Annotated in this window: 23 protein-coding genes; 10 read left to right on the top strand and 13 right to left on the bottom strand. The window is 60.1% G+C overall.

What is annotated here, in order from left to right; genetic code table 11:
- Position 1: 1 nt before the first annotated feature.
- The 6 genes from WCY31_RS08965 to WCY31_RS08940 form a co-directional block, all read right to left on the bottom strand.
- A complete protein-coding gene (locus tag WCY31_RS08965) occupies positions 2–436 on the bottom strand; it encodes a 4Fe-4S dicluster domain-containing protein (RefSeq protein ID WP_345972118.1) in 435 nt (144 codons plus the stop codon).
- Between the two features lie 172 nt (positions 437–608).
- The gene (locus WCY31_RS08960; RefSeq protein WP_345972117.1) at positions 609–1,694 is read right to left on the bottom strand and encodes a nickel-dependent hydrogenase large subunit; all 1,086 of its coding nucleotides are present in this window, start codon (positions 1,692–1,694) and stop codon (positions 609–611) included.
- On the bottom strand, positions 1,691–2,035 hold the full coding sequence (locus tag WCY31_RS08955; RefSeq protein WP_345972116.1) for an NADH-quinone oxidoreductase subunit C: 345 nt from the start codon (positions 2,033–2,035) through the stop codon (positions 1,691–1,693). Before WCY31_RS08955 ends, WCY31_RS08960 begins: the two co-directional genes overlap by 4 nt.
- Positions 2,022–2,549: an NADH-quinone oxidoreductase subunit NuoB gene (locus tag WCY31_RS08950; RefSeq protein WP_345972115.1), complete on the bottom strand. Its 528-nt coding sequence runs from the start codon at positions 2,547–2,549 to the stop codon at positions 2,022–2,024. Before WCY31_RS08950 ends, WCY31_RS08955 begins: the two co-directional genes overlap by 14 nt.
- Positions 2,546–3,364, bottom strand: a complete 819-nt coding sequence (locus tag WCY31_RS08945; protein ID WP_345972114.1) for a complex I subunit 1 family protein — start codon at positions 3,362–3,364, stop codon at positions 2,546–2,548. Before WCY31_RS08945 ends, WCY31_RS08950 begins: the two co-directional genes overlap by 4 nt.
- Positions 3,361–5,121 (bottom strand): proton-conducting transporter membrane subunit, encoded by a 1,761-nt coding sequence (locus WCY31_RS08940; RefSeq protein ID WP_345972113.1) that lies wholly within the window; start codon positions 5,119–5,121, stop codon positions 3,361–3,363. The genes WCY31_RS08945 and WCY31_RS08940 overlap by 4 nt, the downstream gene beginning before the upstream one ends.
- A gap of 144 nt (positions 5,122–5,265) precedes the next feature.
- Between WCY31_RS08940 and WCY31_RS08935 the strand changes: the two genes are divergently transcribed.
- Positions 5,266–5,715: an ankyrin repeat domain-containing protein gene (locus tag WCY31_RS08935; RefSeq protein WP_231018581.1), complete on the top strand. Its 450-nt coding sequence runs from the start codon at positions 5,266–5,268 to the stop codon at positions 5,713–5,715.
- 12 nt (positions 5,716–5,727) lie between these two features.
- Here the strand turns inward: WCY31_RS08935 and WCY31_RS08930 are convergent, their stop codons facing one another.
- Positions 5,728–6,027, bottom strand: coding sequence for a hypothetical protein (locus tag WCY31_RS08930; protein ID WP_345972112.1), 300 nt, complete (start codon positions 6,025–6,027; stop codon positions 5,728–5,730).
- A 170-nt stretch (positions 6,028–6,197) separates the two neighbouring features.
- Between WCY31_RS08930 and WCY31_RS08925 the strand changes: the two genes are divergently transcribed.
- Genes WCY31_RS08925 through WCY31_RS08915 form a run of 3 tightly spaced genes read left to right on the top strand, consistent with a single transcriptional unit; the run spans position 6,198 to position 9,964 of the window.
- A complete protein-coding gene (locus WCY31_RS08925) occupies positions 6,198–6,743 on the top strand; it encodes a hypothetical protein (RefSeq protein WP_345972111.1) in 546 nt (181 codons plus the stop codon).
- Between the two features lie 43 nt (positions 6,744–6,786).
- Complete coding sequence (locus WCY31_RS08920) at positions 6,787–8,064, top strand: DNA polymerase IV (RefSeq protein ID WP_345972110.1); 1,278 nt, start codon at positions 6,787–6,789, stop codon at positions 8,062–8,064.
- Between the two features lie 34 nt (positions 8,065–8,098).
- Positions 8,099–9,964, top strand: a complete 1,866-nt coding sequence (locus WCY31_RS08915) for a pyruvate kinase (protein WP_345972109.1) — start codon at positions 8,099–8,101, stop codon at positions 9,962–9,964.
- On the opposite strand, the gene WCY31_RS08910 is transcribed toward WCY31_RS08915, so the two are convergent.
- Both WCY31_RS08910 and WCY31_RS08905 read right to left on the bottom strand, forming a co-directional pair.
- Positions 9,932–10,738 (bottom strand): fructosamine kinase family protein, encoded by an 807-nt coding sequence (locus tag WCY31_RS08910; protein ID WP_345969446.1) that lies wholly within the window; start codon positions 10,736–10,738, stop codon positions 9,932–9,934. The two genes, WCY31_RS08915 and WCY31_RS08910, sit on opposite strands and share 33 nt — an antisense overlap.
- Positions 10,729–11,262 (bottom strand): YaeQ family protein, encoded by a 534-nt coding sequence (locus tag WCY31_RS08905; protein ID WP_345969445.1) that lies wholly within the window; start codon positions 11,260–11,262, stop codon positions 10,729–10,731. The genes WCY31_RS08910 and WCY31_RS08905 overlap by 10 nt, the downstream gene beginning before the upstream one ends.
- Before the next feature lie 168 nt (positions 11,263–11,430).
- Between WCY31_RS08905 and WCY31_RS08900 the strand changes: the two genes are divergently transcribed.
- Positions 11,431–12,729: a GNAT family N-acetyltransferase gene (locus WCY31_RS08900; protein WP_345973773.1), complete on the top strand. Its 1,299-nt coding sequence runs from the start codon at positions 11,431–11,433 to the stop codon at positions 12,727–12,729.
- A gap of 3 nt (positions 12,730–12,732) precedes the next feature.
- On the opposite strand, the gene WCY31_RS08895 is transcribed toward WCY31_RS08900, so the two are convergent.
- The 3 genes from WCY31_RS08895 to WCY31_RS08885 all read right to left on the bottom strand — a co-directional run bounded on the left by WCY31_RS08895 (position 12,733) and on the right by WCY31_RS08885 (position 16,085).
- Complete coding sequence (locus WCY31_RS08895) at positions 12,733–13,716, bottom strand: hypothetical protein (protein WP_345972108.1); 984 nt, start codon at positions 13,714–13,716, stop codon at positions 12,733–12,735.
- Positions 13,709–14,722 carry a hypothetical protein gene (locus tag WCY31_RS08890; RefSeq protein WP_345972107.1) on the bottom strand — a complete coding sequence of 338 codons (1,014 nt, stop codon included), beginning with the start codon at positions 14,720–14,722 and terminating at the stop codon, positions 13,709–13,711. Before WCY31_RS08890 ends, WCY31_RS08895 begins: the two co-directional genes overlap by 8 nt.
- A gap of 142 nt (positions 14,723–14,864) precedes the next feature.
- Positions 14,865–16,085, bottom strand: coding sequence for a hypothetical protein (locus tag WCY31_RS08885; protein WP_345972106.1), 1,221 nt, complete (start codon positions 16,083–16,085; stop codon positions 14,865–14,867).
- 208 nt (positions 16,086–16,293) lie between these two features.
- On the opposite strand from WCY31_RS08885, the gene WCY31_RS08880 reads away from it, so the two are divergent.
- The 3 genes from WCY31_RS08880 to WCY31_RS08870 all read left to right on the top strand — a co-directional run bounded on the left by WCY31_RS08880 (position 16,294) and on the right by WCY31_RS08870 (position 19,453).
- Positions 16,294–18,702: a S8 family serine peptidase gene (locus WCY31_RS08880; RefSeq protein ID WP_345972105.1), complete on the top strand. Its 2,409-nt coding sequence runs from the start codon at positions 16,294–16,296 to the stop codon at positions 18,700–18,702.
- 90 nt (positions 18,703–18,792) lie between these two features.
- The gene (locus WCY31_RS08875) at positions 18,793–19,194 is read left to right on the top strand and encodes a hypothetical protein (RefSeq protein WP_345972104.1); all 402 of its coding nucleotides are present in this window, start codon (positions 18,793–18,795) and stop codon (positions 19,192–19,194) included.
- Positions 19,195–19,243: 49 nt separating this feature from the next.
- Complete coding sequence (locus tag WCY31_RS08870; RefSeq protein WP_345972103.1) at positions 19,244–19,453, top strand: hypothetical protein; 210 nt, start codon at positions 19,244–19,246, stop codon at positions 19,451–19,453.
- Between the two features lie 18 nt (positions 19,454–19,471).
- On the opposite strand, the gene WCY31_RS08865 is transcribed toward WCY31_RS08870, so the two are convergent.
- Positions 19,472–19,777: a hypothetical protein gene (locus WCY31_RS08865; RefSeq protein WP_345972102.1), complete on the bottom strand. Its 306-nt coding sequence runs from the start codon at positions 19,775–19,777 to the stop codon at positions 19,472–19,474.
- A 109-nt stretch (positions 19,778–19,886) separates the two neighbouring features.
- Between WCY31_RS08865 and WCY31_RS08860 the strand changes: the two genes are divergently transcribed.
- Both WCY31_RS08860 and WCY31_RS08855 read left to right on the top strand, forming a co-directional pair.
- Complete coding sequence (locus WCY31_RS08860; RefSeq protein WP_345972100.1) at positions 19,887–21,596, top strand: glycoside hydrolase family 3 N-terminal domain-containing protein; 1,710 nt, start codon at positions 19,887–19,889, stop codon at positions 21,594–21,596.
- Positions 21,596–23,089 (top strand): sodium:solute symporter, encoded by a 1,494-nt coding sequence (locus WCY31_RS08855; protein ID WP_345972099.1) that lies wholly within the window; start codon positions 21,596–21,598, stop codon positions 23,087–23,089. Before WCY31_RS08860 ends, WCY31_RS08855 begins: the two co-directional genes overlap by 1 nt.
- Positions 23,090–23,123 lie beyond the last annotated feature (34 nt).

Genomic DNA, 23,123 nt, shown 5'->3' with positions numbered 1-23,123 from the left:
ATCAGGCTCCTTCGTTTTTCTTGGCGGCCCTCGCCGCTTTTTTGGCCGCGGCATAATCGTCGCGGCTTTGGGCGCACTCCGCTTCCCAGTCGAACCAGCCGCCGTTCACGTTGTCCGCTTTGACGGCGGGACGAGCCTTCGTTTCGCTCTGCCACAGTGCCTCTTCCGGTTTGGGACAGGCCCGCACGCACTCGCCGCAGTAGATGCAGAGCCAGGCGTTGTAGCGGTACTCCTTGCGCCCGTCTTCATGCTGGAAAAACCGGATCGATTTGGGCGGGCACGCTTTCTCGCATTTGTCGCAGAAAATGCATGCTTCCTCATTATACTCTATCAGCCCCCGCCAGGCCGTGGGCAGGGGCATCGGTTCGGCGGGATAAGGGTGGGTGCGTACGGGTCTGAAGAGGTTCGCAAAGGCGTTGAACATCGATCTGAACATAGACTCCTCCTATTTCGCCGTACAGGACATGCAGGGTACTTCTAAAGTTTTCACACGCTCAAGGAGCCAAGCCCCTTGACCTACGTTAACACTGGGTTCGCCTCGGCGGCGGGCCCGCCCGGCTAGCCGGACTTTGCTGGACATCATGATTTGCTTTTCATGCATTTTCAACTCACTTCGCCGTACACGACATGCAGGGATCAAAGGAGGCGAGGATCGCCGGGGCGTCGGCGTAGCGGCTACCCTTGAACACCTCCATCATGGCAGGGATGCCCGAGAAGGTCGGGGTCTTGATCCGGACACGCTCCAGCATGTTCTGCCCGCCGCCGCGCACGAGGTAGAAGAGCTCGCCCCGGGGCGCTTCGACGCGTACAATCGCCTCGCCCTTCGGTTTGCCCTTGGCCTTCTCCATGATCTCCCCGGCGGGGAGGTTGTCGACAATGTTGCGGCACATCGCGATGGAGTTCATGATCTCGCGCAGCCGCACCCGGTTGCGGGCATGGATGTCGCCGCCCGTTTCAAGCATCATCTCGTACCCCAGTGCCTCGTAGGGGAAGTCATCCGTCTCCACCCGCACGTCGGTGGCCAGCCCGGCGGCACGGGCGAGGGGGCCCAGGGCGTTGTAGATCTGCGCCTCCTCCAGCGAGAGCGCCCCGATGCCTTTGTACTTGAGCGAGAGGGACCAGTTGGATTCGAAGAGCTCGATGAGGTCGAAGATTTTGTGGAAGAGGAGGTCGAGGTTTTTGTGCAGCAGCGCGACCATCTCGGGGGTAAGGTCACGGGTGACGCCGCCGATGGCGATAAAGTCGAACTGGATGCGGTTGCCGCTGATGGCTTCCTGGATATCCATCACGAGCTCCCGGTCGCCCATGATCTGCATAAAGAGCGCCTCGAAGCCGGCGTTTTCCGCCGTGTGCGCAAGGCAGAGCATATGCGAATGGATGCGGTCGAGTTCGACCATCAGCATCCGCAGGTACCTGATGCGGTCGTTCGGAGTAAAGTCCAGCAGCTTCTCCGCGGCGAGGGTGTAGGAGAGAGAGTGGGTGATGGCGCAAAGCCCGCAGACGCGCGCCACGACGAAGCCGACCTGTTTGAAGTCGAACTTGGTGGTGCAGGCCTGCTCGACGCCGCGGTGCACGAACCCCACGTCGGCGTCGACGCCGACGATGGTCTCGTTCTCGCACTCGAACTGGAAACGGATGGGCTCGAGCAGGGAGATGTGCTGCGACCCCAGCGGGATCTGGACGGTTTTCTTCATGCATCCCCCCTTAGCGGATGAGGCTGGGAGTCTTCGTCGAGGTAGAGGCCGCCCGCGGTCCCTTCGACATGGAGTCCGAACATATCGACGACCTCCCGTTCGCCCAGGAAGGCGGAGGGGATGACGGGCACGACGGAGGGGACCGCGGTATCGTAGTCGCTCAGCGCGTAGTAGACGACAACGTCGTTCTTGGCGCCGTAGCGGGAGAAGATCCACTGCAGCTCTATTTTCCCCTCGCCCAGGTCGATCCCGTTGACGGTGAGGAAGTGCCATGTTTTGGGGTCGTAAAAAGCGCCAAGGTCACCCAGCAGCGCGTCCAGTGTCGTTTCAATTTTCTGCATCGTTGACCTTTCGTGCCATTTTGAGGCGGCTGAGTTTCCCGGCAATCGTTTCGACGGCGCCGAAAAGTTTGAAGGGGGTTTCGATCGCCTTGCTCTTTGTCTCCAGAATCTGCACCCCTTCCACGAGGGCGTCGATGATGAGCTGGGGCGAGGAGGCGCAGCCCGGAACATAGACGTCGACGGGGATGTAGCGGTCGATGCCGTCCTCGACGTTGTACATGCCGCGGAACACCCCGCCCGCCGCCGTGCAGGAACCGACGGCGATGACGACTTTCGGTTCGGGGATCTGGCAGTAGAGCTCCACGAGCCGTTCGCGGGAGCGGTAGGTGACGGGGCCCGTGACGAGGAAGATGTCGGATTGCTTGGGGTTGCCGGTATTGATGACGCCGAAGCGCTCCAGGTCATAGCGGGGTCCCAGCGCGGCGAGGATCTCGATATCGCAGCCGTTGCAGCTGCCCGCGTTGTAGTGGAGGATCCAGGGGGATTTTTTCCGAAAGGCGCTGAAAAATTTCATAGGCTGATCCAGATGATATTGGCTGTTGCCATTATAAACGCCGTGGCATAGATGATCTTTATCATCTGGTCGGTTCTGACCCGCGCGGTGGCGTTGTCGACGAGATTGACGAGGAGGAAAACGGCCAGCACGAGCGCTACCCCCTGCAGCGGCGACGCCCCGGCAAAGAGGAAAACAAGGCCGTAAACGAAGAGGTACTCCAGGAAACGCGCCATGTAAAGGAACTCGTAGAAGAGCCCGCTGTATTCGACTTCGACGCCCCCGACGATCTCCTGGTGCGCTTCGACGGTATCGAAGGGGGACTTTTTGAGCTTGATGGGCAGGATGATCAGCAGCGCGGCGAAGAGCAGCGGCATCTGTGCCAGGTAGCCGCCGTGTTCCAGGATCGCACTGACGTCGAAGCTGCCCGAGACGAGGTAGAAGCCGACGGCGAGGAGCACCAATATGGGCTCATAGGCGGCCAGGGCGGCGAGTTCGCGGTTGGCTCCCACCTGCGAATAGGGTGAGCGCACGCTGTAGCCCGCCAGGACCAGGACAATCAGGGCGAAGAGGTGCAAAAAGACGATGTAGAGCAGGTTCCATCCGGCAAAAAGCGCCCCCACCGCGAGCCAGAGCAGCAGGAAGTGGGCCACCGCCAGCAGGGCGTGGGGAGCATGGATGATGAGGGTGCGCTTGTCCATCAGCTTGAACATGTCATAGAAGGGCTGCAGCAGGGGCGGTCCCTGACGGCGCTGCATCCGCGCACGCAGCACACGCTCCGCACCGTAGACGAGGCCGCCGAGCAGGGGGGCGAGGAGAATCATGACCCAGCTCATGTGAGCGCTCCCGAGAGGGCCACGGCGGCGAAGAACAGGCCGAAGCCCCATTGCAGGCTCCGTGCCGCGGCCGCCGAAGGTTCTACGTAAAAGAGGGCGCCGTCAAACTCGCTCTTTTCACCGCAGCGGTAAGGCATGACGCGGTCGAAGCGCTGAAGGGAGCGCGCCAGCAGCGGCAGCAGGGCGACAATCAGTACGGGCAGCGCCAGCAGCCAGAGGAGGCTGCTGTGCTGCTGCAGCATGTAGCCGCCCGCCGCTGCGAGGCTGAGCAGGGTCAAAACGGTCAGCGGGGCGGCGAAGCCGGGGGGCATCATTTCGCGTTCGATGGTGAGGGTGTCCGGGGCGGCGGCGAGGAGTGCGGCGGCAATCTTGAAATAGAGCAGCACCAGCAGGGCGCTGCCGACGGCGATGCCCGTCAGCACCACGACGAACCACGGCTGCGTATGCAGCAGCGACGCGACGGAGGCGATGGCAAAGAGTTTCCCCATAAAGAGGCCGAAAGGCGGCAGGGTGAGGGAGAAGAAGCCGAACAACAGGAAACCGACGCTGCGGGGGGCGTACTGCAGCAGCCCTTTCATCTGCTCGACGTCTTTGAGGCCGAAATCCTTCTCAAGCGCGCCCGCGGCGAGGAAGAGCAGCGCCTTGGCAAGGGCGTGGAAGAGCATCAGCGCCATCGCGAGCTGCATGCTCTCGGGCGTGCCGACGGCGGCCAGGCTCATCATCAGCCCCAGCAGGGCGACGGTCGAGTAGCCGAGGATCTCCTTGAGCAGGCTGCGCGACAGCGCCAGGTAGGAAGCGGCGACGAAGACCAGGGCGCCGAAGAGGGCCAAAAGGGTACCGGGCAGGGTGCCTCCGAGCCCCGGGGCGAGCTTGAGGAGCAGGAAGGGGGCGATCTTGACCATCGTCGCCGAGTGCAGCATGGCGCTGACCGGGGTGGGGGCGACCATGGCGCCGAGCAGCCACCCGTCAAAGGGGAGCGAAGCCCCCTTGACCGGGGCGGCCATGGCGAGCAGGGCCAGGGCGGGCAGCAGCAGCCCGCCGCCGCCCTGCAGCAGGCCGCTGAAGGTCGCGCTGCCCGGCCCGTAGGCTGCGGCCAGGGCGCCCAAAAGCAGGAACACCCCGCCGACCTGGTTCATCCAGAGCGCGCGCAGGGCGTTCCGGCGGCCGGCAGCATCGCCGCGGAAGGCGATCAGGAGGTAAGAGGCCAGCGTCGTCATCTCGAAGAGGAAGAAGAAGAGCAGGATGTCGTCGGCGATGACGATGGCGTTCATGACGGCGAGGAAGAGCATCAGATAGGCGATGAAAAGGCGCTGTTTCCCTTCACTGCTTTTTTCGCGGCGCATATACTCGACCGCGTAGAGGACGATGGCGCCGCCGACGATGTTAATGATGAGGAACATGAAACGCGAGAGATCGTCCACGACCAGCGCCGGGGCCTCTGCCGGGGTGATCGCAACGGCCCAGAGGTAGAGCGGCAGCTGAATCAACGCGAGCAGCAGAACCGGAGGGGAGCGGTGTTTTACCCCCTGGAAGAGGAAATAGAAGAGCAAAACGATGTCGGCGGCCTCGATCAGGGTGCCCATTCCCGGTGTAATGGCGAACGGCTGCGCTTCAGGGTGCAGGAAGAGAGAGAGGGCCGCTACCGAGAGCACGCCGAACAGCAGCGTCGCCACGGCATAGCGCCCCCGCAGCGAGGGGAGGGCAAAGAGTGCCAGTGCCGCAATCATCGGTGATAAAAGCAGTATAAAAACCATCATTTCTGCCAAACTCCGTTCGTCCGTGGTTTTTGCTATTGTACTCTCATTACATCACAAAACGACTACGGCGGGGGTAGCGCGGGTGTATAAAAAAGCGGCGGACTGTATAATAGGAAAAGCTTTACATTTAACAAGGAGTCGAGAATGGACGATCATAAACTGGAGATCCTGGACAAGATGGCGCCGGAGATCGAAGAGCGCATTCTGGATTACGCCTCCCACCCCGAGGGGGGACTGTTCGACCTGCTGGAGGACATTGTCTACATGAATGACCTTGAAGCGTTCGAAGCGGTATTCGAAAACGGCGGCAATATCAACCTGCAGAACAAGTACGGCTGGACCCCGCTGCACATCGCCATCCGCCGCGACCGCCGCGACATGGTGGCGTACCTGCTTACCCACGGCGCGGACATCAACAAACAAGACGGCGTGGGCTGGACGCCGCTGATGGAGAGCATCATGGACGATATGCCCGAGCTGTGCAAAACGCTCCTCGACGCCGGGGCCGATACCTCCATCGCCAACGAGCGCGGCGGGACGGCGGCAATGCTGGTGCAGAAGTTCGGCCGCACCTCGATGATGGGGATGTTCTAGGCCGCTTTCGGTTTACGCGATGCGCCGCTGCAAGACGGCAAGGGTTTCGAGGTAGGCGGTTTTGAACGTGCCTTCGGGAAGCCCCTCCGCCTGCGCTTCCAGCCGGCGGCACCCCTCGATCATCGCACTGCGCAGGCAGGGCGAAGGGGCGTCCATCGCCGCGCGGCAGAGCTGCATCACTCCCCGGTACGCCCCCATCCTCCCCAGGCGTACGTCTCCCCGCTCGCTGCTGCCGTATTTGCTTCTGCCGTAAAGAAAGTAGGTGGTAAAAAAAAGGATCCGGATCTCTTCGGCGTCGATAGTGCGTTTCATAAGTGCAAGTCTATGGCACTTTGCGCGCAAAAGCGCAAAAGAGGGCAGAACGCCATATGGCGGTACCGCTGTCTCTTTCTCCGGCCGCACGGCATTTTTGTGTTACACTTTTTACAATGGCGCGGTGCGGAAAAGAGGCGCCCCGCGTGTTCCGAGGAGGGGGAGAAGCGATGAAAGCTATTTGGTTTTTGATGGTCGTGATGCAGACCGTATGGGCCGCAGGGAGCATTGAGGTCAACGGCACCTCCTCGTTGCATGACTGGAAGTTGGCGTCGGAGAGTGTCCGCGTTTACATGGTGCAGGAAAACGGCAGGGTCGACACGCTGCAGGTCGCCCTGGTCATCGAAACGCTCAAAAGCGGGAACGAGGCGCTGGACAACGACGCCTATGAGGCTTTCGGCGTCGACCGGGAGTGTCCCGTTCTTTTCACGCTGCGGGCCCAAAAAGAGGACGGTTCGCTGGAAGGGGTGATGCGCATCGGAAGCCATGAAACGCAGGTCGCCGCCACGCCGGACCGTATGGAAGATGGGGTGATTTCGGGGACGTTCAAAACGAAAATGAGCCGCTTCGGCATCACCCCTCCCTCGCTTTTCGCGGGGATGATGACGGTGGACGACACGGTCGGGATCCGCTACACGCTCTCGGACGACGGCGTGCCGATGCCGCCCGTACTGCTGCGATGCCTCTTCCCGCCGCAGCAGGGGATGGCGCCGTGAAATAAAACGGCCCGCCGTCCGCATTTGGCCGTATCATGGCGGTATGATACTGCACCTCGACCTCGACAGCTTTTTTGTCTCCGCCGAACGCACCCGCAACCCCGATCTCGTGGGCAAGCCCGTGATCGTCGGCGGGCGGGGGGACCCGTTTATCTTTGACGCGAAACCGGCAAAGGAGAAGAAGCTCATCCAGCTCAACCAGGGGGCCTTCGTCCCGACGCTCTTTCACGCCGAGCACGACGCCTCGAACTACTTTTTCGACGCCGGGCGCATCCGGGGGATCGTGACGACGGCCAGCTACGAGGCACGGGCCTGCGGCGTCAAGACGGCCATGACCATCCGCGAGGCGCTGCAGCTCTGCCCCCGGGCGATCCTCGTCCCCCCGGACCATCTGCTCTACCACACCCTGTCGCACGAAATGATGGAGATGCTGGCCAAGGAGATCCCGCTGGTGGAGCAGTACAGCATCGACGAGCTTTTCGGCGACGTCACGGGCTGGGTCGAGGAGCGTGACATGCCCGATTTTATCCGCTACCTCCAGGAGAAGGTGACGAAGGAGCTGCTGCTGCCCGTCTCCATCGGGGCGAGCAACGCCAAATGGATCGCGAAGCTGGCGACCTCAACGGTGAAGCCCTACGGGTTGCGGGTCGTCTACGATGACGAGATCGACGACTTTACGCGCGACGTCCCCGTCGGGGAGTTCCCGGGGGTCGGCAGGGCCTTCGGGAAGAAGCTGGCGCGTTACGGCATCACCACCGTCGGCGAGGCCGTGGCGAGCCCGCACCTGTTTGCGAGCTGGGGGCGGCACGGGCGGGACCTCTATGCCCGTATGAGCGGGCGTGACGGGGAGGGGATCAACCCCCGCCGCAGCCGCAAGGGGATCGGGATGTCGCGCAGCATGGACCGCCCCATCCGCGCACGCGACGAGTTCTACCGCCGCGTGCGGGTGATGGTGCGCCACTGGACGCATACCATCGCCCGCCTGGGCGTCAACCCCACGACCTTCTACTTCAGCATCGGGTACGAAGGGAGGCTGCGCAGCAAGAAACAGTACACCGTCTACCGCTTTTTCAACGAGCGTTTTATCACCGCCTTCGCCCTGGAGAAGTTCCGGGAGCTCGATTGCTATCCGAACGCGGCCGTTACCTACATCGCCATGAGCGCGACGAAGTTCCTCCACCACGATCCCAAGGCGGTCGATATGTTCACCCTCGAGGAGGACCGGAAGATGCAGCGGCTCGACGGCGCGGTTATGAAGATGCGGGAGCGTTACGGCATGGATATCGTGCGGCGTGCCGCAGAAATGGGCAGTAAAACGTAACCGATTTGAAACGCCTTCACGGTAAGATATCGGTATGCTGGATAGAACTTTGATGCAATCGGCTCTCGATATCTTCGAAGAGCTTCGGAGCGACCTGCTCGCGGCCCGTCACGGGACCGACCGGAACCACCCGCACTACCGGAGCCTTCTCAATCTCAGGCAATATCTCATCCTCCGCTCCAAAGACTGGACGGAGCTGCAGGAGAAGCTTTTCCTGCTCTCGCTCTCCTCGCTCGGACGCTCCTACGCCCACGTCGCCGCCAGTGTCGATACGCTCTACGACCAGCTCTCCTCGTCACTGGGACGGGGGGAGATCTCCCCGGAGGAGACGGCGGCGTTCCACCACCTCGGCATCGCCGCGGCACAGGAGATGATCGCGCAGAACAGCCGGGCCCTCTTTGGCGGCAAAGGCGCTGCGGACGCGGCGGAGCAGACGACGGCGGTCATGGTGACGCTCCCCTCCGACGCCGCCCGCAACGGCGGGGAACTGATCCGGGGCCTCTCGGCAGCCGGGGTCAATCTCTTCCGCATCAATACCGCGCACGACGATCCCGCCGTCTGGCAGGGGATGGCCGATGTCATCCTGGCGCTGAACGAAACGCGGCCCGCGGAGGAGACGTTGAAGATCTTTGTCGACCTGGCGGGGCCGAAGATACGCACCGGGCGGATCCGGCGGCTGAAGCTGCCCGTCGTGCTCGGCAGCAACAAGCGCGAAAAGACGATTTTGATCCGCCCCTTGCCTGCACAGACCATCTCCGAGCGTACCGATCCCAATACCCGTGCGAGGATCCCGGGGCAGCTCGCACTGGAGAGGAGCCTCTTCGACAAACTTGCAGAAGGCGACGTGCTGAAAGTGATGGACATCAACGGCCGGCACGCCAAGGTAAGGATCATGCAGCGCGACGGGGAGGGGGTGACGGGTGTCATCAGCAAGAAGGTCGCCGTCGACGAAAGCTGCAAGGTCTCAGGCGGCGGCCGGAAGGGGTACGTGCGGGGCTGTGTCGTCCAGCCCGAACGCATCCGGCTCTTTACGGGGGACACTTTACGTATTACCGCGACGGATGCGGAGGGGTGTGCCGCGATCCGGGACGAGACGGGCAAGACGGCCGTACCGGCACAGATCTCCTGTACGCTGCCGGCATTCGCCTCCTACGTTCGTCCGGGTGACCGGATTTACATCGATGACGGCAAGATCGGTCTCTCGGTGCATGAAGTCGAAGCGGACGGCGTGCTTTGCCGGGTGACCCAGGCGAAACCGGGCGGGACGCTGCTCAAGGAGGAGAAGGGGATCAACCTCCCCGATACCTACCTGAACATCCCGGCCCTGACCCCGGCAGACCGGGAGAACCTGCGCGCCGTCAAACACTATGCCGATATGCTCGGCCTCTCCTTCTGCCAGACGGACCGGGACGTCGCCGACCTGCAGGCGCTCCTGCAGGCGGAGACGTGCGGCCATATCGGTATCGTGCCCAAGATCGAGACCCGGCACGCGGTTTTCCGAATGCCGCGCATCCTGGAACAGCTGCTGTTGTGGGAGCGCAGCGGGGTGATGATCGCCCGGGGCGACCTGGCGATCGAAACCGGTTTCGAGAACCTCGCCACCATTCAGGAGAGCCTGCTCGATCTCTGCAGCGCGGCACACCTCCCCGTGATCTGGGCGACGCAGGTGCTCGAGAGCCAGATGAAGAACAACCTCCCCAGCCGCGCCGAGATCACTGACGCGGCGATGGCGGGGCGGGCGGAGTGCGTCATGCTCAACAAAGGTCCCTTCGCCATCGATACGGCGGGGGCGCTGCTGCGCATCCTGGAGCAGGTCCACCAGAGCTTCCGGAAAAACCGGCAGCTCCTGCGCAAAGAGATGCTCTGGTCAGTAGCCGACGCGCCGGAGGATGGCCTCTAAACCCGCCAGGTAGCTGCCGCCGAAAGCGCGGACGTGCACGAGGTAGGGGTAGAGACGGTAGAGGTCGGCTCTGTGCTCGAAAAAGCCCTCGGGGATGGGACGGTGAGCGCGGTAACGCGCGTAAAAAGCTTCGCCGAACGTCTGGAACATCCCGATAAAAGCGAGTTCCATCTCGAAGTGGCCGTAGTAGCACGCCGGGTCGATAAAAGCGGCGAGGTGGTTATTTTGGGTCAGGACGTTGCCGCCCCAGACGTCGCCGTGCAGCAGGGATGAGTGCTCGGGTTCGTCCAGAAACTGCTCGAAGTCGGCGGCCAGCTTTTCGATGCGCCCCAAAAGGCTTTTGTCGATCTGCCCCTCGTCGAAGGCCTTGGCGGCGAAATCGAGCACCCGCATCTCCCGGTAGAAATCGACCCAGCGTATCCGCGGCCGGTTGCGCTGGCGGAAGGGGCCTATGGTCGTATCGGAGCCGAACCCGAAGACACCCTGGGCGGGGATGCTGTGCAGGTGGGCCAGGGCATCGGCGATCTCCTCTTCGCAGCGGCCGTTGCAGGCGGCGTCGTTGGGAATGTACTCCATGACCAGGCGCCCTGCGCTTTGCTCGAACACCTTTGGCACGCGCAGGTGGGGCCGGAGGTGTTCGAGCATTGTCGCTTCCGCCTCCAGCGCGAAGGGGTCTTCGGAGGATTTGACGATCCGCTGCGTACCGTCTTCGGCCGTCTCAAGGTCGATGGTCGCAATGGAGTTGCTGCCGAGACGGATTGTTCTTACGCCCATGACTCCCTCGTGATTTTAAGCTGCCGATCCTTTTCGTCGCTCAGAAGCAGTTCGCCGTCCTGGATCAGCGCCTGGAGTTGCATACTCCGTTCTGCAAAGGCTTCGGCGTCGCCCTGCGCATCCAGCTGGATCACTTGAAGATTGCCGAAACGCGCCAGTTTCGAACCGTTCTGGCGCCACCACGCGTCGGCCGCCCGGCGGGAGTAGGTGTAAATGATCACCTCCTCGGCGCGTCCGCACGCCTTGCGTATGCGCTTTTCGTCGGGCTGTCCCAGGTCGATCCAGAGGCGGATGGTGCCGTCATAGTCCTTGTTCCAGAGGTCGGGTTCATCCTCCTGGACGATCCCCTTGGTAAAGGCGAGCCGTTCGTCGGCATGAAAGGCGAAGGCAGCCAGGCGCATCATCATCCGCTCCTCCGTTTCGGAGGGGTGGCGGGCGACGGTCAGGTCGAAATCATGGTAGAAGTGGCGGTCGAGGTCGGAGATGGAAAGAGATACTTTGTAGATCGTTGCGCCCAGCGCCATGGGGTCTCCTTGTCATTAGCTGCGTAATTATACTTTACTCCGGGATCTGGGGCGGTCTAATGGAAAAGAGCGCTATAAAACAGTAGAATAGATGATCTTAGGGGGTTGACGATGGATTACCGAATCGAAAGAGCCGCTATAGGTGACAGAGATGCAATTCTCAAAGTGATGGAACCATGGAATATGCACCATGTCCCCTCGGTGGAGATGGAAGAACTCGATCTTGCCTTTTTCTATGTCGCCCGGACGGAAGATGGTCGGATCATCGGTGCGGGTGGTTACAAGATCCTCTCCCCGGAGGAGGGAAAGACGACGCTGCTGGGAGTCTATCCCGAATTCCAGGGCATGAACATCGGGAAGGCGCTTCAGAATGCCCGGCTGGAGGCGATGTACGACGCGGGCGTGAAGTACGTGACGACAAATGCGGACCATCCCGAGACGATCGTCTGGTACCGTAAGCATTACGGCTATGAGGTTGTCGGCCGCCTGGAGAAGCTTTGCGCCTTCAGCCTGGAGGATGTCACCCACTGGACGACGCTGCGGATGGACCTTGTCCGCCATTTCGAGACAAGGGCAGAGCGCGAGATCGCGGCAGCGGCCTATATCGAGGGGAACGATCCGCACCCGCTGAACCCCTTCCCCCCGCTGATGATCAATGTCTGTCTGACGGGGATGGTACCGACGAAAGTAAGCACGCCGTATGTCCCGGTCCATGTCGAGGAGATTGTTGCGGATGCGATCCGCGTTTATGATGCAGGAGCGCGCATCGTCCATATCCACGCAAGGGATGAACGGGGGTTGCCAACGCCGGATGCCCGCTATTACGAAGCGATTCTGACGGGGATACGCCGGGAGCGGCCGGGGATGGTCTGCTGTGTCTCCACGTCGGGACGAAACTGGAGTGATTTCGAACGGCGCTCCGAGGTGCTGCATCTGACGGGTGCGGCGAAACCGGATATGGCGAGCCTGACGCTCGGGTCACTCAATTTCCTTTCCGGGGCGAGCGTCAATACGATCAACATGGTCGAGCGGTTGGCGATGACGATGCAGGAGAAGGGGATCCGGCCGGAGATGGAGGTCTTCGATTACGGGATGGTCAACCTGGCCAAGTATCTTGAGCGGCACGGGATCATCAAAGGGCGCAAATACTTCAACATCCTGCTTGGTAATCTCAACACGGCGCCGGCGACGCTCGGCAACCTGACCATGATCGCGGAGGCGCTGCCGGAGGATTCCGTCTGGGCCGGGGCGGGGCTGGGCGGTTTCCAGCTGCCGATGAATGCTGCCGCCGTCGCTGCGGGAGGGCATGTCCGCGTCGGGATAGAGGATAACATCCATTACGACTACGAGCGGAAAGTACTCGCCTCGAACGAAGCGCTGGTCCGTCGGGTCGCGCGGATTGCGGAGGAGTTGCAGCGTCGTATCGCGACGCCCGATGAGACGCGGGCGATGCTGGGACTCGCTTAGGGGTCAGCGGCCTTCGGCCTTGCGTGCAATCAGTGCGTTAAAGGCCTCCCTGATGGCATCGAGGGCAGGGGCCTGGTAGGGAATGGGGTCGTTACTGACGATGCGCATACAGGTGTTGAGTTCGAAGATGAACATAGTGCCTTCCGTATCCAGGTGGCAGTCGATGCCGAAGAAATCGAGCGGCAGTTTTTCATAGATGCGGCGGCAGGTCTCTTCCGGGCGCGCGGGAGGGTGCGCCAGAAAGGCGATCTCCTCATCCTGGAAGGCTTGAGAATCGTTCATCAGCTCCTGCCGTGTTTCCGAGTGGATGTTCCATGATTTCGAGACGATGAGGTGGCGCGGATAGATCTGTCCATCGATGACGACAAGACGGTATTTGCGGTAGAGGCCGTCTTTGTCCCGGAAGTCGTGGAAGGCAATCGCGTAGAACTCCCTGCCGTCGAAAGCGAAGCGTTCCAGTTTCGGCAAATCCTGTGCGCTTTCGACCAGGACCATCCCCCCGCCGCCGTGTTCCCCTGCCGAGCGGAAAATATAGGGGTAGTCCAGGCCGTGTTCCGCGATCATCCCCGGGATCTCCGCCAACCGCGTCGGCGAGAGCCGTACCGTTTTCGGTACGCGCAGACCGGGAATGCTGTGCAGACGGGAGTAGGTCTGTTCACGGGTAGTCAGGAAGGTCAGATTGGGGGGATTGATGACGGGGATCGTAAGACTGCTCAGTGTCGCTTCCAGCTGATGGAGGGCCTTGGCGTTCGTATCGGGGTCGCAGACCGAATTGACGACGACATCGGCATCTTCGGGAACGATCTGTTTGGGATGGCGGCCACCGAAGGTGACGGGCAGGACGCGGCAGCGCTGCTGGTCGATGAGGGCGACAAGGCTGTTGGTCCCTTCAAAATTGATCCTGAGCTGCTGGGGATTGCCGTTGTTCCAGATAACGGTTGCACGGCCGTTGTCGGGGGTGCCGATGGGATTGAGTACTTTAAGCATGATAGCCCTTTGCCGCAGGGCGTTTATCAAGCAGCATTTTCTCGACAGCTTGGTTGAACTGTGCGAGCTCTTTTGTCGAATAATAGCCCTGCATCTTTGTCCCGTCGGCATAGTGGCCGTTGCAATCAATACCGAAAAGCAGCAGTTCCCCTTTTTTGTCAATGGTACACTCCACGGCGAAATAGTCAAGACCGAGCTGTTGTTTCAACACGTAGAGGGCGGGAAAGCTCTTTTTGCGAAATTGTTTGAGAAAGGCTTTTTCCTCGTTCAGAATGCCTGTCATTTTCGATTTCAAACCCCGGTGGGCCTCCGCATCGTTTCGGATATGCCACTGATCGGAGAGGATAAGGTGACCGGGCAGCAGGGTGTCTCCGATGACATAGAAACGGTAGAGACGGTAGAGGCCGTCCGGTGAACGGTAGTCTGTGAAGGCGGAGGCATAGTAGGCGCGACCGTCGAAGGGAAAACGTTCGAGGGCGTGGAGATCGTCAAAACTTTCAAGGATGAAGTGGTTCGGACGTTCCGGGTAAGCGGCGGCTTCCCTGAAGAGAAGCGGGGGCCTCAGGCCGGAGCGCTCCAGCGTATTGCTGACGTCGGAGAGCGAATGCGGCGTCAGCCGGACGGTTTTGGGCATCGTGATCCCCTTAAGCGGGGCAACGGTCTCGCTGAGGCGGTCGGAGCGGATACGGGGAATATTGGCCGGCGGATTGATGAAGGGGTAGGGATTGCTTTGTGCCGCGTGCTGTGCACGGTCCAGGGCATGGCTACAGCGTTCGGGATCACTGATGCTGTTGTAGACGACATCGGGCCTGATATTGACGCTGATCGGGTTTTCGGCACCGCCGTAGAGCAGCTTGAGGTGCCGGAAACGGGCCGGATCGAGCGGTTCGAGCAGGGGCGAGAGCCAGGCGAAATCGAGAAAACGGCGTGCTCCCGCTTCATCCGTCGTCTCCAGGACGATCTCATTCGAATCGGGCAGGCCCGCCAGTTGCAAAATAGTAGTCATGTACAGATGCTTTCGGTTGTAAAGATACTGGATTATCGTGGATAGGGACTTACAAGTCTCTAAATGTGTTTTGGAAGCCGGAAAGTCAGAAGATTGACCATGCAGAAGGGAGGAGGTACCTCACTTCTGAGTGCCACGGCCGTTATGGCATCATCGAGCTACAGCTGCCGACAGGGATGTCGCTCCATCGGCTGTAGGTTGCACTGCCATCCGGTGCGACGATGGTGACCGTCGAGTACATGGAGGCGTTGGCGTCGAAGCTGACTGTCGCGCTGCCGCTGCCGCTGACGGTAACGGTACCGGCATACGGAAGAACGTCGCTGCCGTGGGCACCGTCGCCGTCGAAGTAATCATCCTGGTTGGACTGGACGACCGGATCGGTTTTGAACGTGACCGATCCGCCGAGGCAGGTTGTGCCGTAGGTTCCGTTGATAGTGACGTTTTCTTCGCTGCCGCTCATGTAGACTTCCATGACGAAGTTGTTGTAGTATTCGCCCCCTGTGACACTCTCCACGCCGTTTGCGTCGGTTTCATAGTGTGTATAGAACCCGTCGGCCATTGTTTTATAGTGGGAGTTGTCCTGGGCGCCGGAGTCGGTCCATGTCTCGTTATAGACATTTCTTTCACCGCCGCTGACTTTTCCGCTGCTGTTGATGTCGACTACTTTGTTGAAGCCTGAGTAGTGCCAGGTGTCGCTCCATGCCGGTATTCCGGTGGCGTCGAAGTAATCACCGTCTGCTTCCCAGGTCTCTTTCCCGCTGTTTTTGGCGGTATAGGTGCGTGACGTTGTCGTCTCGTTGTTGTCGTAGCCGTAACTGCGATTATCACTCCAGGACCACGTCTCTTTGGACATGTTCGAGTCGTTGTCATACGTTGCCGTGTTCGAGTAGGAGTATGTTCCGTTCTGGAAATAGCGGTTGACCGGTTCACCGTTGACGTCCCCGCTGGAGTTGTCGATACAGTGGTCGTACCTATACGTATAGGCATAGGTTTCCGTCCAGCCGCCCTCTGCCGGGTAATCGTAACTACTTTCATATGAGCTGGTGCGCGTACCGCTGATCTGACAATCATAAGTCTGCGAATAGCTGTCCCCTCCGCTGTAGCCGCCGCTGGCGGCCACTTTCGTCTGGATCGCCGTTTTGATGTCCGCCACCGCCGCTTTAACCGGGGATGCTGGCGCACCGGCGGCGGCAATTCCGCCGTTATAGAGCATGCTCAACGCACTCTCCACCGTTGCGAGATCAATGCTGGTAGCAGCTTTGGTCTCAGCAGGTGCCGATGGTCCGGAGGAGCTGCTGCCGCAGCCGCCCATGATCAATGCCGCTGTTGCGACAGAAATACCTATCACGCTAACACGTTTCATAATATACCCCTTATACCAATGGTTGAGATACTATCAGTGTATGAATGATAAGCTTAAACATTGCTTCAATAAAATAGAAAGCGTTAAAAAATGCTATTGGGTTATGCCGCTTTCTCTGAAGCTCATATACCCTATAATAGGAGTGTTTAAGGGGATGACCAATCGGCTGTATGCATAAGGATATCGGGATCGACCCGGAAGGAAAGGAATGCTTTTTTATAGCGTCGTACATAAAGTGATCGCTCCTGTCACAGCTGTTTTTCTGCTCACGGCATGCGGGAGCGGCTCGCATTCCGAGACGCCGACGCCGACAGAGACCATTACCGTAAGCATCGGAGGCAGTACGGCAGTCAGGGGGGCACTTTGCGGTGCGGATATAGAAGTGACGAAGCTGGACGGCAGCGCTCTTTTTCTTGCTAAAAGCTACACTTATGATCCGCAGCGCGACGGCACGGAGTACAACGCGACGGCGACAAAACTACTGCCATTCGGCGAAAGGACCTCCGGCCGTTTTTCGGCTACACGCACCTTCGCTGTATCGTCCCTGCCTTCGGAAGAAACGATGATGCTTCTGAAAGTAAGCGGAGGGAATGAGATCGACCCCGACGGCGACGGGTTTGTCGTCCCGGGAGAAATACGCAGCTTTGCCGGTCCCCTTTATGCCTACGCAACCTTCGGGGCTTTGCGCGACGGCAACGTGTCGGTCAACCTTTTCAGTTCTGCCGCTGCCGCCGTCGCGGCGGAACGCCACCTCTCCGTGCCCTCAACGGTCACAATGATCCTCGGGAAGGTTGCGCAGAAGCTGTTCAGTTCCGACCCGGCAGGGAGTATGATCGATGCTGCGACACTGACACGGTTTAACCCTGCCGTTATCGAGAACAACTGTTCCACACATTTCGGTTATCTGAACGACCCGGACAGTTACAAGGTGCTGGCGGAAGGCAATTATGGAACAGGGCTCTATGCTGGCAGTGAAGGGCTTTGGAAAAAAGACGGCGATCAGGAGGGGCTTATGGACGCCTTTGAACAGCTCGCCGGTACGGATCCTGGGCTGCCCGACAGCGACAGCGACGGGGTGAACGATTATGCCGAAGTGTGGAGCGGTACGGATCCTCTCAACGGGGGAAGCGTCGAGGGGGACCTGCTTTTTCCCTATCAGTGGTACCTGCTGAACACGGGGCAGACGGGCGGTGCGCAAAACGGGGGCATCGCTGGAGAAGACCTCGACATCGTCGGGCTGCCGACCACTTTTACCGGCAGTGGTGACGTGGTCGTCGGCATTGTCGATACTGGCGTCGAGTCCGGGCATCCTGATTTGACAAACAACCTTGACATAAGCCTGAGCTATCACTACGGCACCCACGCAAACGATCCTGTGCCTCTCGGCAGTGATATCGGATACCATGGGACCGCATGCGCGGGGATTATTGGCGCGCAGGGGTTCAACGTACGGGGGGTACGGGGCATTGCCCCGATGACGCGGCTGGCCGGGTTTAATGTGCTGGCGACAGGCAGGGTCTCCCATTTTGCTGATGCCTTTCTCCGGCCGGGCATCGATATATTTTCGAACAGCTGGGGGGCGATGACTTCAGCCGCACTGACCGATTGGGGACCGGTGCTGGAAGGCGCGCTGGAAGAGGGCGCAGTGAACGGTCGTGACGGCAAGGGCGCCATCTATGTTTTTGCCGCCGGCAATGATCGTACGGCAAGCCATGAGGGATATGCCAACACCTCCAGCCTGCATAACAGCAAATACGCCATTACCGTTTCATCCGTGAATGCAGATGGTACGCTAAGCTCATATTCCAACACGGGGGCGAACGTGCTTGTCGCTGGAACGGGAGGCGAGTATGGGCTTACGAACCCTGCCATCGTGACGACGGACCTGACGGGGCTGGGTATCGGGCATGATATAAAGTACGATAATGACGAGATTGTTCTCGGTGACTCTTTGCTTGATGGGAACAATCCCGACGGCAACTACACCCGTTTCATGAACGGGACATCTTCGGCCTGTCCGGCAGTGGCTGGCGTGTGTGCCCTGGTGCTCCAGGCCAATCCGGCACTGACACGGAGAGATGTTCGGTATATTCTCGCCAGGAGCGCACGTCAGAACGATGCATCCGACGGGAGTTGGAGTCTAAACGGGGCAGGACTGCCTATCAACGACAAATACGGTTTCGGCATCGTGGATGCAGCAGCTGCCGTCGCTATGGCGGAGGGGTTTTCTTCCTTGGGGCAGGAACAGACGAGCGCGCTGTATACCGACAGTGCCAACGTCGATATTCCCGATGCCAACAGCAGCGGGATTGAGCGTACCTTGAATGTTAGTGAATCCATGACGGTCGAACATGTGGATATTTGGATCACGACGGAACACTACCGAATCGATGATCTCCGCATCGTAGTAGTCTCTCCGTTGGGGACGGAAAGCGTTCTCGCGGTTGGCGGTGAAAACTACATTCGCGGCGTAGAACGTTATGCAGATTGGCGTTTTTCAACTGTACGATGCCTGGATGAACCCGCGCAGGGGACATGGCGTCTGAAGGTCATGGATCTCAGGAGCGGTTATATCGGCTCGCTCTCAAGCTGGGGCATACAGATCAGCGGCCATTAGAAGGTGGGAATGATGAAGCTTGTATATATGGTGGGAAGCTTGATAGTTGCGGGAGTGGTTTTCGCAGATTCGATCGGGCAATTTTGTTATTTGCAAAACAGCCACGGGAGAAAAACACTCTTCGTCAAGACGGAAGCAAAAGCATTTGATACGGCCGAGCAGGCTGCATCGAATCATGCACGCCTGGCAAGTGAAAAGGCAGCGCACGCCGGGGAGATCTTCTATAAATGGGGTGTGAAAGAAGCGGCATTCCGCCATGTGACGACCGGCCATATCGTCGTCCGCTTTGTCTCCGGGAAACGGATTGACCCGGAGACGTTTGCGGCGTCAAACGGTTTGGAGTTTCGCCGCCGTATCGGTATCGACGGGAGTAGCGTCGTATTTGTCAACAAAAGCGACAGAAATGATATTGATCAGTCGAACAGCCTGATGCAGAATCCGGACGTCGCATCGGCAGAACCGGACTGGGTCCTCCCGGTCAGACTCTACTAGGCAAAGCGGGGCCGGGGAGGTTATAATTGTCAAAAACGAAGGAACAGTGATGGGCGGATGGACCTGTTCGCATCAGCGCGGCGAGCTGTGCGATCTTTTGAAAAAAGTTTGCGATCCGGGCGACAAAGGGTGCGTGCTTTATGGCAAAGCTGTTTTTTCCAACCCGGAAAACCCCTCCAACGTTGCCGTCGAGCGGCGAGAAGAGACGCGTAAACGCAAGGGGCTGCGTGACGAGATGGAGGATGCTAAGTTCTTTTAGCGCCTCCCCGGCACACGTTTACCCTTTTTTCTTGTAGTGGGAAAGGAAATAGTGGTAGGAGTGGGCCAGCGCCTTGTTGGTCAGGATGACAAAGGCTTTCGTCTCATCCCATTTGGCTTCGGTTTTATCCTTGAAGGCGGCGTAACGCTCCTGCATTTCACCGTACATCTTTTCCAGCTCGTCAAGACGCTTGTCGAACTCGGCTTTGACCTCGGTGCTGTAGTGACTTGCTTTCTCTTTCAGTGCTTCGATCTCGGCGCGGTAGCCCTCGAGGGTTTTCTGACTCTCTTCGATGATCTCTTCGTCTTTCTTCTTAGCGGACATGGTATCGCTCCTTTCAGTGGATTATAACTATTGTACACTATTTCCGGCGCCATTGGTAGCTTTGATCCATTAAACGCATTATCCACAATGAGTGTGTACAATGCGGGTGATGCGAACATTGACACTCTTACTTTTACTTCCCCTTTTTCTCTTCGGTGCGGCGGCGCCAACTGACGCCGAGCTCAAGGCGCAGATCGGGCGTATGCTCATTGTCGGTTTCGATGCCGAATCGCTTGACGCGTCGGACCCTTTTGTGACGGAGCTGCGGCAGTACAAACCGGGCGGGGTGATCCTTTTTGACCTCGGCTACCCCGACCTGAAACGTACGAAGAACATCCGTTCACCCCGCCAGCTCGCGGCGTTGACGGCCCAGCTGAAGGCCTTTGCCACCGCCCCGCTGCTCATTTCCGTCGACCAGGAGGGCGGACGGGTCGCGCGGCTGAAACACGCCTACGGTTTCCCTATAGTCCCCTCGGCGGAAGCGGTTGGCAGACGGGACGACCCGGCGTACGCGCAGCAGGTGTACGGGACATTGGCGACTACCCTTTCAGATGCCGGGATCAATACGGACTTCGCCCCCGACGTCGACCTGGCGGTCAACCCTGAGAACACGGTGATCGTCGGGCTGAAGCGCTCCTACGGCAAGTCGCCGGAGAAGGTGACGAAGTACGCGGGAATCATGCTCGACGCCCTGCGTGGGCAAAAGGTCATCGGGGTGCTGAAGCACTTCCCCGGCCACGGCTCGTCGCTGGGGGATTCGCACAAAGGCTTTGTGGATGTCACCGAAACGTGGACGCCCGTAGAGCTCGAACCCTACCGCCGCCTGATCGGTGAGGGCAAGGCGGACATGATCATGACGGCCCACGTCTTCAACCGCCGTCTCGACCCCGACTATCCGGCGACGCTCTCGCACAAGATCAACACGGAGCTGCTGCGCGGTGAGCTGGGCTTCAAGGGGGTCATCGTCAGCGACGACCTGCAGATGAAGGCGATCTCGGAACACTACACGCTTGAAGAGACGGTGCGCCTCGCCATCAACGGCGGGGTGGACATGCTGCTCTTCGCGAACCAGCTCGGCAGCAACATGCTCGGCCGGATTGTCGAGACGATCTACGCCGAGGTCAAAGCGGGGCGGATCTCCCGCGAGCGGATCGCCGAGTCGAACCGCCGTATCAACGCGCTCTTTGACGCCTACGGCATCGGCGCGCCGACAATCGTCGACAAGCCCATCGCCTTCGGGCCGCAGCGCATCGCATTGACTAAGCAGTACGTCAAGCAGCACTACGGTATGGACGTGAGTGACATTACGATCGATCCGAAAGTGATCGTCCTGCACTGGACGGCCGATATGGGGCTGGAGTCCTCGTTTTCGCGCCTGCAGCCGGAGCTGCTGCCCGGAAGCCGCGGCGACATCGCGACCGCGGGCGCGCTCAACGTCTCCTCGCAGTTCCTCGTCGACCGGGACGGCACGATCTACCGCCTGATGCCGGAGAACCGGATGGCGCGCCATGTCATCGGGCTCAATTTTGACAGTATCGGCATCGAGAACGTCGGCGGGGAGGACAACGCCAAAGAGGACCTCACCCCGGCGCAGCTGCGCGCGAACATTGCGCTGGTGCGCTACCTCGCCCGGAAGTACCCCCACATGGAATACCTCATAGGCCACCATGAATACCGCCAAATGGAAGCGACCCCGCTGTGGCGGGAGCTTGACAAGGGGTACCGCACGGAAAAGAGCGACCCGGGAGACGCATTCATGCGGAAGGTGCGCAGCGCCGTCAGCGACCTGCAGCTGAAAGCCCCGCCGGAAGCGCGTTGATGGGATTCTCCCCCCTCGACTGGACCGTCTTCGGCGGCTATTTTGCCATCCTCGCTTTCAGTTCGTGGCTTTTCTCCCGCGTGAACATCCGTTCATCGCGCGATTACTTCGTCGGCGGCAACAGCGTCCCGATGCTCGCGGCCGCCGTCTCCGTGCTGGCGACCTCGCAGTCGGCGGCGACCTTCCTGGGCGGCCCGGAGTACGCCTACCGCAGCAACCTCACCTTTGTCGGCTTCTACGTCTCGGCGCTGCTGGCCGTGCTCTTCATTGCCAAGGTGCTGGTCCCGCGCTTCTACGCCATCCGCGCCGTCACCGTCTACGAACTGCTGGAGCAGCGCTACGGGGCGAAGGCCAAACGCGAAGCGGGCATCATGTTCCTGGTCGGCCGGGTCCTCGCCAGCGGCGCGCGTCTCTACATCGGGGCGCTGGCCGTTTCGATGATCGTCTTCGCCGACATCGCGCCGCTGCACCTCTTTGCCGCTATCCTTATGCTCGTGCTGGGCGCGCTGGCCTATACCTACTTCGGCGGGGTGAAGTCGGTCATCTACAGCGACGTCATCCAGGCGGTGACCTACATCGGGGCGGGAGTCGCCGTACTGATCTACCTCTATGGCACGCTGCAGACGGACATCGGCACAATGGTTGACGTTTTGAATGCCGAGGGGAAACTGACTGTCATTGACACGGCCGGGAACTTCGGCATCTGGAGCCTGCTGGGCGGATGGCTGCTGCTCAACATCGCGGCCTACGGCCTGGACCAGGATATGACCCAGCGCGTGCTGGCCTGCAAGAACGGTCGCGACGGCTCCCGGGCGCTGGTCGTCTCCATCGTCATGACGATCCCCGTCGTGCTTCTCTTCCTGGCGATAGGGCTGCTGCTCTACCTCTTTTACAACCACCCGGAACTCTCCGGCATCGGCGGCGGTGCCGTGCAGGAGTTCGGCGGGGAGAAGATCACTATTTTCATGACCTACATCCTCAACGAAATGCCCGCGGGGCTGCGCGGCTTCGTGACAGTGGGGGCGATTGCCGCCGCGCTCTCCTCGACGAACTCGGTACTCGCGGCGATGGCTTCGGTCGCCGTGGAAGACATCTACCGTCCCTGGAAGAGCGCGCGGGGCGAGACGGAAGAGGCTCACTACGTGGCCGCTGCCCGGTCGGCCGTACTGCTCTTTGCACTCGTACTGACGGCGATGGCCGTCGTGAGCTACTACTGGCAGCGGGCGACGGACCTGCCGCTGGTCAGTTTTGCATTGGGAGTTATGAGCTTTGCCTATGCCGGGCTGCTGGGCGTCTACGCCTCGGCGCTCTTTACGAAACGCGGAAGCGCACGGGCGGTGCCGTGGGCCCTGGGCGGCGGTTTTGTCACGGTCCTGCTTTTGCAGCCCTATTGTTTCGGCGGGGCCTTCTCCCTGGCCGATCAGCTCGTCGCGGGGGCAATGGTCTCTTTCGGGGTTATGCAGTTGGGGACAGAGGAAAAAGCAGTCGGCTAGTCCAATGACAAATTAATTTTTTTATTGGGTCATG

Source organism: Sulfurimonas sp. HSL3-1 (genome assembly GCF_039645995.1).
Classification (GTDB): Bacteria; Campylobacterota; Campylobacteria; order Campylobacterales; family Sulfurimonadaceae; genus Thiomicrolovo; species Thiomicrolovo diazotrophicus.
Note: the sequence above shows the minus strand (reverse complement) of the source record. Positions and strands in the feature narration are given on the sequence as shown.